Raw genomic sequence first — 18,142 nt, forward strand, 5'->3', positions numbered from 1 at the left:
GTCAGATTTAAATAACATCATTCAATTTTATCGACCAATTTATTCTTTATATCCAAAACTACCAGAAACTAATATTCAATGACGAATATTTGCACGGTCGGTAAAAGATATATCAATTCAAGATTCTAATAAACTTTTTAATTATTAGAATCTTGTTCTATATTTATTGCATCACTAAATTGGATTATCCCGTGACAAGACACTCTTTAATCGCTTTAATATTACCTTTTTTAGGCCTTCCTCTTAGCGCTGAAGACTCACTTCGGATTAGCGGTTTTGGAACTTTGGGTGGTGTCTATGTTGATTCAAAATACTACGGTTACAGAAAGGACGTTTCCTACAAAGATGGAGTATTTGATGGAGAGTTTGATCTTAAAGCAAATAGCGTGCTTGGCATTCAGTTCGACTACCAATTAAATTCAGAATGGGATCTAAGTTATCAAGCAGTTTATCGTGGACAACATGATTTAACGCTCGATTCGGCGTCGAATTTAGCTTTTATACGCTATAAGCCGAGCGCAAACTGGACGGTTCGAACAGGTCGAATAGGTTTCGACCTTTTTCAATTAACGGAATATCGAGATATAGGTTTTGCCTATCCTTGGGCGAAAACGCCTTCTGAAGTGTACGGTATCATTGGTACACGCTCATTGGATGGTTTTGACGCAAGTTTTACCCATCCTATCGGTGAAACAACATTTAATTTAAAATTTTCAGCAGGAAAATCAGATACAGTCACCGTAGGTTATGAAACTCAAGAAGTCGAAACCATTACGCTCAATGACATATACAATATCACATTAGGCCTGGAAACTTTTGACTGGTATATAAAGGCTAAGCATACAGAAGTCGAATTCGATAATAATATTGAGTTACTCGATCAATTAATTGGCGCACTAAATACCATTCCTTCCATTGTTTGGCCCGATGCAGAAACGCTCGCCAACGGTATTGGATTAGAAGGCACTTCGGCTAAATACAGTTCGCTAAGTGCCAGTTACACCTTTGGAAACTTTGTCGCTTCAGGAGAACTTTCAAAAATCTCGGGTAAAAGCTTACTCGTTCGAGACTTAAATAACGGCTATATCAGCACCAGTTATTTATTGAATGACCACACGCTTTACATGACTTTTGGCAAAACCAGTGCCGACGAGTACCAATTAGGAACCAATGTTATTATCACCCTACCTCCAGACCTACAACCTCTGGCATTCGGAGTAAACACTGCACTTAGCTTTTTATCGTCCAACCAACGAAGTTACTCTGTGGGATGGCGCTGGAATTTTGATGAGCAAATGGCATTTAAACTTCAGTGGGAAAGAACCAAGATTGAAGAAAATGGCGGAACCTTGTGGCGCCGAAAAGATAACGTGATCGGACTTCCTGAAGATACCGTTAATGCCTTATTTATTAACCTGGACTTTATTTTTTGATGATTAGAGTTACCAGAGTACTGGCACTAACCACTTTTCTTATTCTTTCACCCCTGGTGAGAGCAGATACTCTTGTCGTTATCGTCAATACGGAAAACTCAACAAACTCAATGACGAAAAATCAATTAATAGATGTTTTTATGGGCAAATATGTTGCGTTCGACAATGGGAGCCGAGCTCAACCTCTGGATAATATCGATCCCAGCGAAGTGAAAACCCAGTTTTATCAGAAGTTAGTCGGTCTCTCCCTGGCCAGGGTTAATGCCTACTGGTCAAGAATTAAGTTTACAGGTCGCGCGCGCCCTCCTCTAGAACTCGACTCAAATGAAACCGTTATTAATTATGTGACTGAAAATACGAATGCGATTGGCTATATTCCTAAAAGTCAGGCTAGTTCACAAGTTAAAATCATATACACTTTTGAGAACTAACACTGCTTTATACACAACACTCCCCTCTATAGAAGTAGACTTATCAAAAAGCTTATAAATATCTATTTTGTGAAGTTAAGCAAATTATTTTATTTAATTTTTTGACCGACCATATTGAAATATTAAATTCTTTATCTTCCAAACTATCAAAAACACACTTTTTCTAATCATGTTATATTAATTAACTTCCTATTTGATACAGTCAAAAAAACTTATCAAAAGCTTATATTTCCCGTTCAATAATGACGCCATAGTGGTTTGTGAACAAAATCCCAATTTGATCTTTGATTAAAGTCTATCTTTCGACAAAACATAAAATGATAACTGCACTTTGTGAACAATTAGTTGCTTTGAGTTATCAAAAATATATTCCTATTAAATTGACGAGGATAAAACCATGTTGAAAACAGCGATTGGTAAATCACTGTTAATTCTGCTGACAAGTTTCACAGCAGGACATTCAGTTGCAACAGAAACTCACAGTAATAAGTATTGTGATAAAACCTTTCAACTTCAAAGTGAATTAAATGGTAGATACTTGGCTTTAAATGACCGTACCTTTGATTTAACCGGTAATCGAGATCGGCGACTCACATTAACCATAGAATGCAATTTTAGAAATGACGAGTTCACATTCCATAGAGTACGGAACAATGACAAGCAATATATGTGGGCAAAAGATACGAGTGAAATTCGCAACGATAGAGGTCATCCAGGAAACAGTGGCAAATGGCACTTAAAGAAATGGGGAAATGGCACCTTTAGTTTAATATCGGCCAAATTTAATGATCGATACCTCTCTGTAGACTCGGGAGAAAATTTTTCATTAGTGAATCCATCAAACTCAGGTGTTTTGCCCAATGAGCTTTTCAAAATTCGCTTTACTGATGGCAACAACAATGATGATGACAATGACGACAACGACAATACCCCCGATCCACGAGGTGACAGGCTTCAGGTTAAAATAGGCGGTCAATGGAAATACGCCTATTGCGACAATAACAATATCCCTCGAGTATCGAGTCAACCGCGCGATGAATGGTTGTTCAGAGGCAGACTTTTAAAATATCAAAAAAGAAACAACAAAGTCTTGTATTGTGACGAAATGAAAGTCGATAAGTGTGTTTGTAATAACCGCGGTAATCGAGTTCATGGAATTGATGGGCCTCCTGAATCGAGCCTGGATCTACCCAATGGCGCACCCTTCTTCCCAGATATTGGTCGAGGTACTTGTTTTTCGATTGATAACAACGACCGTATTGTAACTATAAAGTCTTATCGAAATGATTACGATCACTGTCCATCATGGCGCGTTCGGTAATTGAGGTAATTGTTTTTTCAGTTTATCAACAATTCTCCGACAGTGGTTGATAACTCTTTCGGGGGCTTTTGGGAATGCCTCTCTCACGTCATGGACGACACGACTGCTAAGCCCCCTTTTTTTGCCACTTAATAAAATTCAAAAAAACGCTCCTTGTCGTTTTCTCAAAACGATACCATCATCTCATAAGCATTAAGAGTGAACGCTTTTATTCAGTAGGCTCAATGCAATCATCATACAATAAATTTGGACCCGTTTTGTACCAAGGATAACCATCGGGCGAAACAATCCACCTCGGATCGGGATTACCGTCAGGGCCCATTCCTTCAACAGGAAGCTCCCCATTTTTGACGTAATAATAAAGATACTCCAATGCTTTTTTACCTTGTAAACGATGGCCTTGTCCCGATAAAAACTCGAGCCGCCCTGAATCAAGTGCGTCACATAATATACTGCTTGTGTCGAAAGCAGCAATTTTGGTTTTGGCTATTTCCTCATTACTTAAGTTCGCAGCTAAATAATCTGCCGTTGCCGTTGTTCCCTGTGAAATAATCAAAAATCGCTCAATGTCAGGTTTACTCGCATAATAGGCCTCTACTTGCTGCGCTCCTTCACCCAAATTTGACGCATTCCAGGTAATTTCCGAATACTGTTCAATCGGCAGCAATAGTTCGTCAACCAAAACATCTTTAAAGCCGTTACAGCGTTGAAAAACACTGTCTGCTTGTTGGTGGACCAAACAAACAACCTCAATCGTATAGATGCTATAAAACTCATTAAAAACATCTTGAACCGTGCGTTCACCACAACGATTGTTGGCAAATCTTAATCCGGCCGTCGCACAAACTAATCCCATCGCAATATCTCGTGCTGCTAAATAATCATTTTGACCAGAATACAATAATAAATTGGCGGTACCATCGGTATACTCAGTCGGATTAGGATAAACGTTAATGGCCGCTACGGGTATTTCAAGGTCGTTAGCTTTAAAGATAACTTCTTGCATTCCCTCTCCCCATACCGTCCCAACAATTCCTGGAGGGTTAGCATCAACGGCTTGATTCATTTGAAAATTAAGTAACGCACCTGAAGTTTCAGTTGCTGGATGCAAAGGAATTAAACCAACACCTAACTCTTCCGCTGAAATACGAGCTTCTGTCAAGACATCGCGCCAAAATCCCGCATCGGTTGATGGTCCATGAGAAACCAGGTAGTAAACTTCATCTTCACTAATTTGTGGAAGGCTAATATCACTGTCATCAACACTGCATGAAAATAAAAGACAACTTAAAATTAGCATCAATGATTTGTCAGTACTTATTAATAATTGCATAGTGAACTTCCATCAAAACCTAAGCCGATACGTTACATAAAACTGCCGCTTTAATCCGGGAACATCAATCCCAACAAAACCCGGCTCTGTATAATGTTCCTCAAAAAAATTTTTAATAGAAAACCTTAAGCGCGATTCAGTGCCGGGTAACCACTGAGTATTATAAATATCCACACCAAGATTAATGAGGGAATAGGCATCCAGTTGATACTCCTCTTGTTCGCCGAATGGTAAGAATGCAAGGTTTGACTTGTCCGCTTGCCTTTCGTCTATATAATTCCATTGTAAATAGGCTTTTAAAGAATCATTTAAACTTAAATGAGAGCCCAATGAAAACATATTTCTGGGATACAATCGTGTTTGCTCAGAGACTTGAATGCCAACTGTTGTGTCAGTCGATACTTTCGTATCAACATAAGAGTAATAAGCATAAGCATCCAGAGATGAAACTGGGTTTCTGTACCTTGCTTCAAACTCCAAACCATTTGCAACAATTTCACCTCGATTTTTCGCTTGTGGATTCGCGGCTAGTGTATCGTACTCAGCAAAATCATTGACTTGTGTATTGTATAGGGTCGTACTAATTCTAAAATTAGGTGTTATTGTAACGCCGAGATTAACTTCTTTGGTTGTCGCAGATTGCGGCGCTAAATTACTATTAGGCAAAGGACCTAAAAACCTCGGATGTTGACCACCAAACATCAACATGGTTGATGGCGCTTTAAATGATGAACCTTGTAATAATTTTAAAGTCCACTTGTTATCAATCGAATACACGAGTCCGAATCGATGTGTTGTCTGCGATTCGTAAATACTATGATCATCAGTACGTAGTCCACCTATGAACTGCCAGTTAACGAAAGGACTCCAGCTAACCTGAACATAAGCGCCTTTATTATCAATTTCTAGATAACGATCATCGTTCAAAAACTCACGTTCATTTTCGTCGACCAACACTAGACTCGGTAAGTCCTCTTGATCAAAACTGTAATCCACTCCAAAAATGATATTAAGACTTTCTGTGAATTGATACTGAGACTCTAAAGAACTCGTGTATTGACGTGATTGATACTTTCGATAGGCATAGTCAATTCCACTTCGGAAGGGATCGTATTGTCGAATCTCATCACTGGGCTTTCCCCAGTTAACGGAAAAATTTCCAATTAAGGTCATTTCGTTATTAATTGGCTTTGCAACTCGAATGTGAGCCATCGTGTTCTGATAACCGACTTCCGCCGATAAAAGAGGTTCGGAATCTGCTTGAAAATTGCCTGAACGATTAAATAATTGATGCAAGAAATTAAAGTTAATTGTTCCTAGTTTAGATTCCTTATAATCGCCCCGAAAATAAAACGACTGGGTAGACTCTCTGTCATTTTCAGAAAATATTCGATCAGCTGATACGAAACTCTGATATCTGGGAGATGATTCAGGCAACTTCAACCCAGAGCGATCACGCTCATCTATGGATAACGCCGTATAAAATGAAAAGTCTCCCACATTATCGCCAAGTCCAAATTGCGCTTGATATCCGCTGTTTCCAAAATCATCAACGAATCCAATATCAAGAACACCTCTTACTGAATCCTGATTGCTCATTGTTTTGGGAATCACATTAACCGTACCCAAAAAAGCGTTAGCACCGTATAAAGCAGAAAGAGGCCCTCTGATCACCTCAATTCGGTCAACAGCAATCATCGGAATAAATTCCGGTCCAATAAAGTTTCCCGTCGTTGGTCGAAAAGCCATATCTTGGCCATCTAGCATTACCTTGAGAACCTGACTCTGACCATTTAGACCGGCATTGATGCCTCGAACGCCAGCATTATAAGTCGATAAATCATTCAATACATCGAAACCAGGCAATATCTTAAATACATCTGCCAGAGATTGAATATCGTAATTCTCGATATCTTCTGAAGTGACGACCGATACAACGGCCGGTGCTTCATTGAGAGGAACTTTTGTTTTAGTTACGCTCGACACTTTTACTTTTAGCAACTCCTCAAGAGACCGGTCAAATAGGTCATCTGTTTTAACGTCATCTGCGATTCCAGCACTCAATTGGAGCATCAAAATCACAAGAATAGCTACTGACGATATGCGCGAATGAAGGTGCTGATTCATTTTAACTCTGAAGCCGACAATAATCTTATTTAACAATAGTTCTTGATACTTAAATATTCAAAATATTTTAATTGATATTTCTTGGTAACTTATTGATAAATAAAATATTTAATCTGACTACCAACAGTAGCTTTGGATATATAGGGTTAATTATGTCGGAGGGCTTAAAGCACTTTTACGGACGAGATCAGGGGATAATTTAAGAAGGTTAGAACAAATAATTGGCAAAAAAAGTGCCGTCGGAATTTACTCAATAAAAAAAGCGAACGCTATCAATAATATTCTAAGAGACTAAAATCGACGGCTTTACTACTAACTTCCGAAATAAAAGTCATACTCTTTTTCGAGTTCTTTGAACTCTTTGCTTTTCTCAACTGATGATAAAAATTGATCGGTGGTCGTCAAAACCCACTGTTCAATTTCAGGATCTAGTTTACTTGAATCACGTCCTGCAAAGATATTTTTCACTTCAGTAAATGACTCAGTAAACTCAAAATCCACGATACTGTTTCCATTTACAAAAACCTCGTAGCGGATAAGAATATCTTCGCTCATGACAGCGGGTAAAATACCTAAGCTAGTTGCTGCAAGTAATCCAGTCGTAAATGATGCTGGATTATTTACATCCTGCCGTTGTTCAAGTACGACGCGCAAAACAATGGGAGAGCCGGGGAGTTCTTCTTGCGCGTTATTAAACTTTGGGTGCAGCATTATTTTTTCCATAACAGCGTCACCTGGCACTGTAGAAAAGTATCGAATGGGTAACCCACTTTTCTCACTTTCTTTCGCATACACGGATAAACAAAAGCAACTGAACGTTAGGCCTATAAGTAAATGTCTCATGTTTCACTCTCCTATTGGTAACAAGACAGCTGAACAGTTGCTTTTGATGCTAGCTCTGTTCCGACGGCGTTTTTTCTTGATCGTTTTAATGTGTGATAGGCTACTTGATTTTTAGTTAAAAACTTTCGAATAAATTTATTCTCAAGTGCAAAGTTTATGTTTTGCGGTATGATACCTTTTTCAGCGAGTGAGTTAGCTCTTAGCGTACTACTCACGATACCAAGAATTTCTCCTTGTTCAGAGACAACAGCTCCACCACTTGAACCTGGCTGAATAGGTGCAGAAAATTGAAATAAACCTAACGAACCGGATAAAGCTTTCTTCGAACTGACATTTCCAAAAGTTAAGTTAGGCGATGCGTCAAGTAATCCATTCAATGGGTAACTCACCGTCAACACTTTTTCACCCAGAACAAAGTCAGAATGCAATCTAAACTTTAAATAATTTCTCGAAGTTTTCTCCGTCTTTAACACCGCCACATCAAGCAGCTGACTGGTTTTATCGATATTAACATCAAATATTTTATCGCCATCTTTCGCTTTTAGTACCAGACAGTTGTTAATAACATGTGCTGCTGTCACTAAATTACCTTTTCCATTGATCCAAAATGCTGTTCCAGTACTTACTGGTTTATCCATATTCGCTAATTGTGAAAAGTTAAGTGATGATGTAGAGTTAGTAGCAGCGAACTTTTCTGCCGAAGGCTTTAATGCATTCAAAATTTTTACAATAACTTTCTGACTGCTGCGCACCGCTGCATTGTAAAAAGCGCCCGTTGGATCATTGTAGTCTCTTGATGATTTTTCGGTTACCGAGGCTTCAAGAAGCACATTCTGGTTAGTGTCTAAAACTCGATAGTCTAAGGTTAATATTACTTTACCATATTCAAAATCCCACTCTGGCTGAATATCGAGAAGCAGTCCAAATTGTTTCGGCTTGGTAGTATCAAAAAGACTCACTGCAGGGAAAAAGTTATCAGACACAGACATCACAGCTTCTTTTAGTGCTCTTCCCGGTTCTACTCGGTAGCCTGAATACTTCATGAAAAACTCTGCTTCTTGCATATTCTTAGGTATGTAAATTGAGAGTTCTACATCCGTAGGAACCTTGACTTCCTTCGAAACCTTTAATCCTCTGGAAAGTCGATTTGGATCGACTCTTCCTGCACAGCCAGATAAGCCTAGCATTAACAAGCTAGCGACAACAGCCAAGAGTATCAACTTGGATTTATACATCTTAAAACTACCTTAATTGTATGTGATCAAAACTTGAAATGCGGCGAGCATAATTAAAATTGGCTTCCTAGCCTGACCTGAGTACCTGTGCGCGCCTTAAATCTCGGCCTGAAATATACGTAAAAACTGCTTAATTTTCAAGCTAAAAGTCCATTCATCAATTAAATTCCACATCATTTAGCAAGCAAATACCAAGAAACTACATTAAATGAAGGTAGTTTTTCAATGAATGCCTCTAAGAAAAAGCTTTCTTTCGCTTGATATCGGCATAATTCAAAACGTAGGTTCCGCTCAATCGATCATGTAAATATCGATGATGTGTCAGCATGTAATTAATTAAAGCAATGACAAAATTACCAACGATACTGGCTCCAAATAACACATTCCTCAAAAGTCCTTGCCAATAAGAAATTCGAGTGCCCTTTTTAGAATAGACTTTTAAGCGAAATAATTTCATACCTATAGTGGCTTGATGACGCGAGCATTCCATCAACCAGGAATAAATGACAGTAACTAAAATAATGATGAGTAAAAACTTATCCCCATTTAAATTAATTGACAATTTCTTTTTCAAAAACTCTGTCCCCAAAATAAATGCCGTGAGATAAGAAACCAAAAACTGATCAACGAAAAATGCAAGTAAGCGATAAACGTCATTACCAAACTGAACATTCTTTCGTAATATCACTTGCGTATCCGACAACACGTTCGCTTTTTCAATTATTTTGGCACCGCCCTTAATTCCAATAGTACCCTCGACATTAGAATGTTCGAATGAACTTAATGTCGTCAAAAAATATTCGGCACTCGATTGCTCTAAAACATGGTAGATATTTTGAGGATGATGTGACCATTCAAAGACTTGATTTAATATTTCAAGTATTGGAGTTGAAACAAGAACTCGTATATTAACTTTACTTCTCAAACGTTTGTGTCGACCCGAACGACGAGTTTCCATAGTCTTCTGAACCAACTTAGGTACTATAAATGCAGATAATTGATCCGCAACTTGCCAGTCTAACAGGTCAGGATTATGAGTAATAAATTGCCATTCCAATGGATTATTCCGTCGCTCTTTATTAGCTAATAATGAAACTAAATCAGATTTAACCTGAGCTAATGGATCGACAAGACTCTCCTGCTCAATATTCTCAATGAGCGGATTCTCGTTTTGCATAATCTCTTGAGAAGGATTCAGTTCTTCCGTTGATGAACTATCGATATATTCTTCAACTGGAACTTGAGTAATGGTTTCAACTCCTGTTTCCCAATCAAGTTGACTCTCTGGTGCCTTACGAGAAATTTTTGCCCAATGTAACGCTTGTTTATAAGCAGAGTGAAGAATTTGGAATTCTTCTGGTTTGTCATCTGGTCGGGTTATTTTTAGTTTCTTAGCATAAGCCGACTTAATCACTTTAAGGTCAGTTGTTTGCTTTAAATCCAAAATCGACCAAATATCCATATTACCAACTGCCCTTCTCTAAGCTATCAAAGATTTCATTAATTTGAATCTGTGCTTTTTTAATTTCTTGCGGGTTTTGACGGTCTACAATGTTGTCAAATTTAGCCAATACTTCGGCGATATATTCTCTTAACTCGCCCAGGTTTTGTTCATACAGTCTCTCACCACGCGCTAATATCGCTCGGTTAATTTCATCATCCCTTGGATGAAACTTAAGCTTCTCCAATTGTTTACGAATTTTTTCTAATTCAATATCACTTAAGTGCCCGGGGGAGTTTTCAATCAGTAAGTTTGATTTTTTTTCAGTCGACAAAACCGTGACATCAACTTCCAGAATACCGTTCATATCATAACTATAACGAACATCAATTTTCTCTTTACCAGCAGGGCCCTTGGGTACTTTAACTGAGAGTGTTCCTAAATAAATATTTTTATCAACCAATCGGTTTTCACCTTGATAAACATTAACTAATAATTCGGTTTGATTATCGTAAGCGGACTCTAACGTTCGCACAATACTGACTGGTACAGTTGTATTTCTCTCAATTATCGGTAAAAAATGACCTCCCGCTCTTTCACCTCCGTTTGGATTATTTATTTCCGTGCCTAAGGTAAAAGGACATACATCCGTTAAGACAACATCATCTAATGCTTGATCGCGATTGATTAATCCAGCTTGTATCGCCGCTCCGTGCACTACAACTTCATCAGGATTAATGTTGGTGTTAGGAATTCGTTTTAGTAGCTGCGCAATCGTTCTACGAAAAGGTTCGAGTTTGGTTGCCCCACCAACTAAAATAATGTCGTCAATGTCTGTTAAAGAAAGATTTGAATCACTCAGAGCCTGTGTAATTGGTGACTTAATTCTCATCAGGATCGGTGTGATTGCTTTCATAAACCATTCGTAAGATAACTTATTTTCAATCGTGACATCTTTATAGGTAAAACTCAGCGGAATTTCCTTTTCATGATTAAATGTTCGCTTAGCTTGTTCCATTTTCATGTGTAAATCATGAAGCTCAAATGGCGACAAATCTGATTTTTTAATTTCTTGCTCTGACAAAAACATATCGACCAATGCATCAACAAAATCCTCTCCGCCAAGAAAATTATCACCCGCACTGGCATGAACTTCCATCACTCCATCAAAAAACTCTAAGATCGAGACATCGAATGTACCTCCCCCAAGATCGAGGATTAAAAAGATGCCGTCTTCTTTTTTGTGAACACCATGAGCGACTGCAGCGGCAGTTGGTTCATTAATGAGTCGTTCGACAGTCAGACCGGCAAGCTCTGCAGCTAATTTGGTAGCATTGCGTTGATTGTCATTAAAATAAGCAGGAACGCTAATAACAGCGCGAGTAACGGATTCTTGCAAATAGGTTTCGGCATCTTCTTTGAGTGATTTTAAAACGAGCGATGATAACTCAATGGCACTCATTTCTTTTTTGCCTATACGGATTGTATGTCGAGTTCCCATCAATCGTTTAAATGCAGCCACTGTTTGGCTAGACTGCGTAATTAGTTGTTCTTTGGCCACCTGGCCCACAGATAACTGATTGTTCTTATTGATATGAACAACGGACGGTGTCATTTTATGTCCCAGTCGATTTGGGATGATTTCAACAGAATCATTGCGCCAAACAGCGCATAAGCTGTTCGTAGTTCCCAAATCAATACCAATTACCGACATACCCAAACCTTATAAATAGACAATTTTAATAACATTAAGAAATTATATTATTTCGAGATGTGATTTTAAAAGATTGTGGCTTAAAGTAAAGTACATTTTTTAGTCAACAAAAACAGCCCTGGACTAACCTACCGCGACTAAGCGATATGCTACGTTCATAAATACTTCTAATTCAATCATCGAGATCAATTCAATCTTCAAGCATAAATTTAGATCAGTGGGATTTCGGTTTTGGGCGGTACAAATTTATTCAGATACAATATCTGAAATAAATTTGTACCTGATGGAAAGGTTATCAATTGATTTTTAGTTGTAGATCTACTCGACCTACAGAAATTTAACTCGATATAACCAGGGATATAATAAAACTATTTTCCCATGCATTTTATTTAGAGAAACTATCATTTCAAAGTTAACCCAAGTTTCTTATTATTGTCTAATCAACGAAAATTTTTTTGCAATTCTTCAGTCAGACATGAGTAAACGACCTAATAACAATATTGCTCTTCAATAATTAGTACTCGCGAATAATCATTTCAAAAAACGACCTGAAGAGTTCATTGCACAGGCTTAGCGATTGAATTTTCGCAAGATGCGTTGAGCTTTATTCTCATTGTTAACTGACTCAAAGAAATCGACCATATTTTGTGTGTAGTCAGCTATCGACTGATAATCGCACTCCGATATATGCTGATATTGATTATCGATTAGCGATGCAGCCACGTTTGTTCTACTTTCCAAAGTAACCGGTACTTCTATTGTGTAAATTCTTCGCTGTTCAGTCATTACTTGCGCTCCCGAGTTAGTGACTCTAATAACTTAGTCCTAAATTACGTCAGATCCATGACAACTCATCGTTTTATCCAGATTTGAAATAACATTTCGTCAGTTGATATAAACGATGTCGGATTACAGCTAGTAAAAGTAAAAAGTCCTGAATCGAATAATACTCAATTGGTATAGAGCCTTGAAATATAAAAACCTTTCTTGATATGTGCTTTGAATGTAAACTCAGTCACAGGAATAGGAATTAATGCTAATTTGACGGGTTTCAGCTTGAATTATTTATTCTAAGGATAGTAATTTGGGCGTATAAGCCAATTTGGACACCTTTTACCAATTGCAAATTACAGGAGTGCTGCTCGTGCAAAAAAAACGGTTCAATTACGTGCCTTTTCTAAAAACAAGTGTTTTGGCATCGATTATTTCGGCAAGCTTAAGCCTCAATGCAACAACCCAAAGCGATACAACAAATGCCTTGTGGCAACCCATTTCTGACAAAAGCCAAGTATTTCAATCACCGAATTTTTCCGATAATTATCAGTATTCTCTTTTCCGTTTAGACTTTGCCAAACTATCACAACTCTTGAAAGATGCGCCGCTTGAATCCCCACACACTCGCCTCGCATTACAAAAAGGCGGTAACACTTTATCGCTAACAATGGCAGATGGCCGAACCGTAGATTACATGGTGTTTGAATCTCCCATTATGGCAGCTGGATTACAAAAGAAATTTCCAGCCATGAAAACCTATCGCGGTTACCAAATTGATAACCCTCAAAATACTGGACGCTTTGATATTACAAAGAAAGGTTTTCACGCCATGTTTACCTTTGGCGGTGAGCGGCATTTTATTGACCCAGTGAACAATTCACTCAGTGACTATCGAGTGTATAACGGTAGTAAAGCATTGAAAGAACATCCGGGACGCCCCGCCGATCATGTGATGTTTGAGAAAGAATACGAACAATTAATGCAAAAAGTTAAAGAGCAAAAGCAATTGGTCGACTTTGGTACCGATCGTCGTACCTATCGTTTAGCCGTTAGTGCTGCGGCAGAGTTTACTGCGTTCCACGGTGGAACCGTGGAAGACGGTCTAGCCGCCGTCGTTACCACGATTAACCGTGTTAACGAAGTTTACGAAGTCGACCTAGCCGTTCGGCTGGAGTTGGTAGCTAATAATGATCAATTGATCTACACCGATAGCGGTACAGACCCTTTCAATAACGACACCAATGATATCAATGTGAATGACACTGTTATTGATGGTGTGATCGGCGATGCCAATTACGATGTCGGTCACGTGGTGAATACCGCTGGTGGCGGCCTGGCAGGATTAGGTGTTGTTTGTAGTTCGGTAAGAAAAGCCAGCGGCGTGACAGGATTATCACAACCGACAAACGATGTTTTCTATATCGATTATGTTGCTCACGAAATAGGTCATCAATTTGGTGGTAATCATACCTTTAATGGCGGTACTGGAAGCTGTACAGGCGGAAATCGTAACGCTAGTACAGCCTATGAGCCAGGAAGTGGCACAACGATTATGGCTTATGCCGGTATTTGTGGTGAACAAAATATACAAAATAACAGTGACGCTTTTTTCCATAGCGCAAGCATTGAAGAAATCCGCAGTTACATGGCAACAGGTGGAAATTGTGGTACAGACACAAGCCTAAACAACAATGTGCCCACTGTCGATGCTGGAACAGGTATTGCAATCCCAGCTTCAACCCCTTTTAAGTTAACGGCAACAGGTGGTGATGCCGATTCAGGCGATGCTGCTAATCTTACTTATTCGTGGGAACAGCTAGATTTAGGCCTACAAACCTCTTCACGAGCAGACATGATTGATGATGGTGAACGCCCTCTCTTTCGGTCTTTTTTACCAACATCTTCACCAGCTCGATTTTTTCCTGAATTAAGTCGCATCGTTGCCGGCACCTCCTCCTTTGATCAGGTATTACCAACAACCTCTCGAACCATGAACTTTCGAGTGACCGTACGAGATGGCCGTGGTGGTGTCGCAATGGATACCACAACCGTCGCTGTTGATAATAGCGCGGGACCTTTTACCGTTGATGCTCTACCAAATCCTGGACCTTATGATGGCGGCGAAGGCGCGGTTGTTAATTGGAATGTCGCAAACACGACTGGCGGTAATGTGAATTGTGCAAACGTCAACATTGTGCTGTCTGATAACGGCGGAGAATCATTCGAAACCGAACTGTTAGCAGGAACACCCAATGATGGTACTGAAACCGTTTTAATGCCAAACTTAGACATCAGCGATGCACGTTTAATGGTTGAGTGTTCAGATGGCAGTTTCTTTAATGTGTCGCCAACCAACTTTGCCGTCGTAGCTTCGTTTGGTGTGCCTATTATTACTGGCCAGAGCGCTGTTTCAACAATTGAAGATCAAGGTGTGACATTATCTTTGAGCGATATCACGGTTAGTGATGAAAATAGTACTTTCCCCGAAGACTTTACACTCATTGTGAACAACGGAAATAACTACACTTTTGATGGTCTCACTGTAACGCCAGCACAAGACTATGACGAAACGCTCAATGTAAACGTCACTGTTTTTGATGGTGAATTCACTAGTCCCGTTTTCCCACTTTCAATTTCTATTACGCCGGTGAATGATGCTCCCTCGATAACAGACTCAGGACAAAATCTTTCAATGTTTGAGGACCAGAGTCTTGAAATAACTCTGAGTGCCGTAAGCGTTCTCGATGTCGATAGCGATACATTTACTTTAGAAGTTGTTGATGGAAACAACTATTCAGTCAGTGGAAACACAATTTCACCTGATCAAGATTTTGCTGGTAATTTATCCATCAGTTTGCGTGTAAATGATGGCGAACTGGACAGTAATACAATTGGTAAAACTGTCATCGTTAATGGCGTCAATGATGCTCCTGTCGCTGTTGATGATGCATTCACTGTTCGTCAGGGCAGCTCGAATAATACTTTCAATCCTCTCAGCAACGATACCGACGTCGATGCTGGCGCCATCCTTGATATTATATCGGTCGACTATTCTGGCAACGGGGCACTAACTATCGACGAAGGCAATCGAACCCTAAGTTACTCTCCAGCAGGCGGGTTTAATGGAGTTGATACATTTACCTACACCATTCAAGACAATAGCGGCGCTACGTCAACGGCGACAGGTGTGATTACGGTTACGCAACGATCTGGTGGCGGTGGTGGTGGAAGCCTTGGTATCAGCGTCTTGCTGTTATCATTACTTAGCCTCTTCCGTCGAAACACTAAACGCTAGTTTGTAAGACAATCATTCAGCCTGAGCGTATTCGCTCAGGCTTTTCTTTTTTAAATTTAAAAAGTCACGAGTACAACAGAATGAAACTTAAATCCCTTTTGTTAACTGCTGTTTTATTGAATACGTTAATTGTTTTAAGTGGCTGTAAAAATGGAGACTCAGTTAAAACTTCTGACTCTCAGAAAGAGAGCGACAATCCAATAGTTGAGAATAGTGAAACTTACACTGCTGAACAAAAACAAGATTTGAAAAACTTACTTTGGGTCAACTCAATCGAACTTGATGAAGAAATAAAAGCCGCTCGTGAAAAAGATGATAAACGAATCTTCGTACTCGCCACGCGTGGTATTACTGCACCAGGAATTGAGCCCAATGAACTTACAGAACTACTTAAAAAATGCGGTCAAAAATATTTGCCAGGAGCTGGCGACACGCTTACTAGTGAAGCCCACCAAAAGCTTTACAAAAAAGCGCTGGACTATGCCAAGTCTTATAATCAATCAATGAAAGAGTTCTGCTTAAATCCATCCAAGTAAATTTAGATTTAATTAAGAGAGTTACCTGCTCGACTCAAATCAATGATGGCTCTATCAAGACTCGTATCGTCGTTAACTAAAACGATTATCGTTTAATAATACCGGCGATTTACTACTAATCCAGTCGCCAAAGCCATGTCATAGAGCCATAAGATTTACGATCGGGCAGAGATGAATTCTTTTTCAGTAAATCTATTCCATTGATTGCAATCGTCATAGAAAAATTATTCCAAGCATAGGTATACCCTAAAATACCAGTCAATTGTAAAGGTTCATATTCAACTGAAGCGCTTTCACGAAATGTATTGCCATCAAGAAAAATCAACTGCCAGGTATAAGATAAACCTACACCGGTATAAAAATACCAGCCATCATTAACATTTACTGGGTTTGAAGTGCGATCATCATTTAATAGTACAGAACTGAACGATTGTTCAATTTCGCGACCAACACGAAACATCGCTCCAGCTCCAATTGAAGTTTCAAGAGTCCCAAATTTGCTGTCGACACCCAATATAAAATCGGAATTATCTTGCTGACTGCTCCAAATTCGCCAAGCACGTCCCCTTGAAAACTGAAACACAAGCTCATCTTTCAATTGATTATCCCATCCTTGTGGGATATCAGACCCTGTTATTCGATGTATCGACGTTTGCACACGATCAGCGCGAGAAGAAGGACCAAGTAACCCGATCGTGGTACTCATTTTATCAGCATAACCGCCAAAGTCGGCAATATGAGCACGATGCAAAAACAACAAACCACCGTAGGGAATATCATTCGGTTGTTCTGAAGTTTGCGTAATGTCATCCGGGGTAACAATGATATGACCGAATGTTAATGCATTGAATGACAACTTAGGAGATTCGTTTGAGTTATAACTCCAGATAGTCGGAGCCAGTAACAAGGGGTGCTCAACTCCTTCATTCTGACTAGCGTTATAAAGACTGTAATACAATCCATTTGAATAGCCACTATCGTCTCCTAAAAACAAATCATTATCTAAGGTTACCGAATGCCACTCTTGTCGCTGATTTCCCTCACTCCTTATTGGAAAGCTAGAAAATACAACTGCAATAAACACAAGTATAAGGAAATATCGTCTAACAATTCTCATAAGTCAGTGATGAAAATAGCTTAAATCAAGTTTGTTGTGACTCATTGATTTCGATTGGAGAACCAACAATATCTGAGTTCCATTTACTGCCGGAACTTTCTAAAATTGATTGTAATCGGTAGAAATAATGCTGAATTTCAATTTCAGAAATTCCATCGGCTGATTCAAAATCTAATTCTCGTTTTAAATCGAGCAATAAATAATAAAATGTTCGTTCATGGATCCACAATTCATCGGGCTTTCGAATTCCTTCGATTGAAGCAATTGCCCCACTAATGGCAGAAACAGCCAAAATTGAAATATTAAGAGTTGTTTGAAACTCGGGAGCATACAATGCGGCGCCCGCCAAAAATGAAGAAATGGCTGTAAAGAAAAAAGCCGCATAACGAAAGTTACGATGCATAGCTTTGTGATTGTCAGATTGCCGGCTAAACATCGCTACCTTAGAATCAATCTCCGATCGTAATACTTTAAGTTTCTCTGACATTATTACTCTGCACTCTGATTAAATTAGCTTTCAACAAAAAAGCTGTAATATACCT

14 protein-coding genes are annotated in these 18,142 nt (G+C 39.1%); 5 read left to right on the top strand and 9 right to left on the bottom strand.

All coding sequences use genetic code 11. The features are described from left to right. Positions 1-191: 191 nt before the first annotated feature. The 3 genes from FAX86_RS20350 (at position 192) to FAX86_RS20360 (ending at position 3,185) form a co-directional block, all read left to right on the top strand. Positions 192-1,433, top strand: a complete 1,242-nt coding sequence (locus FAX86_RS20350) for a hypothetical protein (protein WP_144395339.1) — start codon at positions 192-194, stop codon at positions 1,431-1,433. Beyond that, positions 1,433-1,864 carry a type 2 periplasmic-binding domain-containing protein gene (locus FAX86_RS20355; RefSeq protein WP_144395340.1) on the top strand — a complete coding sequence of 144 codons (432 nt, stop codon included), beginning with the start codon at positions 1,433-1,435 and terminating at the stop codon, positions 1,862-1,864. Before FAX86_RS20350 ends, FAX86_RS20355 begins: the two co-directional genes overlap by 1 nt. A 397-nt stretch (positions 1,865-2,261) precedes the next feature. Beyond that, positions 2,262-3,185: a fascin domain-containing protein gene (locus FAX86_RS20360; RefSeq protein WP_144395341.1), complete on the top strand. Its 924-nt coding sequence runs from the start codon at positions 2,262-2,264 to the stop codon at positions 3,183-3,185. A 208-nt stretch (positions 3,186-3,393) separates the two neighbouring features. On the opposite strand, the gene FAX86_RS20365 is transcribed toward FAX86_RS20360, so the two are convergent. The 7 genes from FAX86_RS20365 to FAX86_RS20395 all read right to left on the bottom strand — a co-directional run bounded on the left by FAX86_RS20365 (position 3,394) and on the right by FAX86_RS20395 (position 12,664). Next, entirely contained in the window at positions 3,394-4,518 is a 1,125-nt protein-coding gene (locus FAX86_RS20365) for a substrate-binding domain-containing protein (RefSeq protein WP_144395342.1), read from the bottom strand. 12 nt (positions 4,519-4,530) lie between these two features. Further along, positions 4,531-6,645, bottom strand: coding sequence for a TonB-dependent receptor plug domain-containing protein (locus FAX86_RS20370; protein WP_144395343.1), 2,115 nt, complete (start codon positions 6,643-6,645; stop codon positions 4,531-4,533). A gap of 312 nt (positions 6,646-6,957) precedes the next feature. Continuing rightward, positions 6,958-7,488, bottom strand: a complete 531-nt coding sequence (locus FAX86_RS20375) for a hypothetical protein (RefSeq protein ID WP_144395344.1) — start codon at positions 7,486-7,488, stop codon at positions 6,958-6,960. 11 nt (positions 7,489-7,499) lie between these two features. Beyond that, complete coding sequence (locus FAX86_RS20380) at positions 7,500-8,723, bottom strand: S1 family peptidase (protein ID WP_144395345.1); 1,224 nt, start codon at positions 8,721-8,723, stop codon at positions 7,500-7,502. A 235-nt stretch (positions 8,724-8,958) separates the two neighbouring features. Further along, positions 8,959-10,185 carry an RDD family protein gene (locus FAX86_RS20385; protein WP_144395346.1) on the bottom strand — a complete coding sequence of 409 codons (1,227 nt, stop codon included), beginning with the start codon at positions 10,183-10,185 and terminating at the stop codon, positions 8,959-8,961. Between the two features lies 1 nt (position 10,186). Then, positions 10,187-11,878: an Hsp70 family protein gene (locus tag FAX86_RS20390; RefSeq protein WP_144395347.1), complete on the bottom strand. Its 1,692-nt coding sequence runs from the start codon at positions 11,876-11,878 to the stop codon at positions 10,187-10,189. A 570-nt stretch (positions 11,879-12,448) separates the two neighbouring features. Continuing rightward, positions 12,449-12,664, bottom strand: coding sequence for a hypothetical protein (locus FAX86_RS20395; RefSeq protein WP_144395348.1), 216 nt, complete (start codon positions 12,662-12,664; stop codon positions 12,449-12,451). Positions 12,665-13,022: 358 nt separating this feature from the next. Here FAX86_RS20395 and FAX86_RS20400 point away from each other — a divergent pair, with 358 nt between their 5' ends. Beyond that, positions 13,023-15,947 (top strand): reprolysin-like metallopeptidase, encoded by a 2,925-nt coding sequence (locus tag FAX86_RS20400; protein WP_144395349.1) that lies wholly within the window; start codon positions 13,023-13,025, stop codon positions 15,945-15,947. A gap of 80 nt (positions 15,948-16,027) precedes the next feature. Beyond that, positions 16,028-16,483: a hypothetical protein gene (locus tag FAX86_RS20405; RefSeq protein ID WP_144395350.1), complete on the top strand. Its 456-nt coding sequence runs from the start codon at positions 16,028-16,030 to the stop codon at positions 16,481-16,483. Between the two features lie 115 nt (positions 16,484-16,598). On the opposite strand, the gene FAX86_RS20410 is transcribed toward FAX86_RS20405, so the two are convergent. After that, a complete protein-coding gene (locus FAX86_RS20410; RefSeq protein ID WP_164503691.1) occupies positions 16,599-17,567 on the bottom strand; it encodes a lipid A deacylase LpxR family protein in 969 nt (322 codons plus the stop codon). A gap of 58 nt (positions 17,568-17,625) precedes the next feature. Then, positions 17,626-18,087, bottom strand: coding sequence for an SLATT domain-containing protein (locus FAX86_RS20415; RefSeq protein ID WP_144395352.1), 462 nt, complete (start codon positions 18,085-18,087; stop codon positions 17,626-17,628). Between the last annotated feature and the right edge of the window lie 55 nt (positions 18,088-18,142).

This window comes from Pleionea sediminis (assembly GCF_007570825.1).
Lineage (GTDB): Bacteria > Pseudomonadota > Gammaproteobacteria > Enterobacterales > Kangiellaceae > Pleionea > Pleionea sediminis.

What these genes read in the sequence shown, in the direction of transcription:
- FAX86_RS20355 (WP_144395340.1), top strand. Translation starts at nt 1,433, where the DNA reads ATGATTAGAGTTACCAGAGTACTGGCACTAACCACTTTTCTTATTCTT.
- FAX86_RS20360 (WP_144395341.1), top strand. Translation starts at nt 2,262, where the DNA reads ATGTTGAAAACAGCGATTGGTAAATCACTGTTAATTCTGCTGACAAGT.
- FAX86_RS20365 (WP_144395342.1), bottom strand. Translation starts at nt 4,518, where the DNA reads ATGCAATTATTAATAAGTACTGACAAATCATTGATGCTAATTTTAAGT.
- FAX86_RS20370 (WP_144395343.1), bottom strand. Translation starts at nt 6,645, where the DNA reads ATGAATCAGCACCTTCATTCGCGCATATCGTCAGTAGCTATTCTTGTG.
- FAX86_RS20375 (WP_144395344.1), bottom strand. Translation starts at nt 7,488, where the DNA reads ATGAGACATTTACTTATAGGCCTAACGTTCAGTTGCTTTTGTTTATCC.
- FAX86_RS20380 (WP_144395345.1), bottom strand. Translation starts at nt 8,723, where the DNA reads ATGTATAAATCCAAGTTGATACTCTTGGCTGTTGTCGCTAGCTTGTTA.
- FAX86_RS20385 (WP_144395346.1), bottom strand. Translation starts at nt 10,185, where the DNA reads ATGGATATTTGGTCGATTTTGGATTTAAAGCAAACAACTGACCTTAAA.
- FAX86_RS20390 (WP_144395347.1), bottom strand. Translation starts at nt 11,878, where the DNA reads ATGTCGGTAATTGGTATTGATTTGGGAACTACGAACAGCTTATGCGCT.
- FAX86_RS20395 (WP_144395348.1), bottom strand. Translation starts at nt 12,664, where the DNA reads ATGACTGAACAGCGAAGAATTTACACAATAGAAGTACCGGTTACTTTG.
- FAX86_RS20405 (WP_144395350.1), top strand. Translation starts at nt 16,028, where the DNA reads ATGAAACTTAAATCCCTTTTGTTAACTGCTGTTTTATTGAATACGTTA.
- FAX86_RS20415 (WP_144395352.1), bottom strand. Translation starts at nt 18,087, where the DNA reads ATGTCAGAGAAACTTAAAGTATTACGATCGGAGATTGATTCTAAGGTA.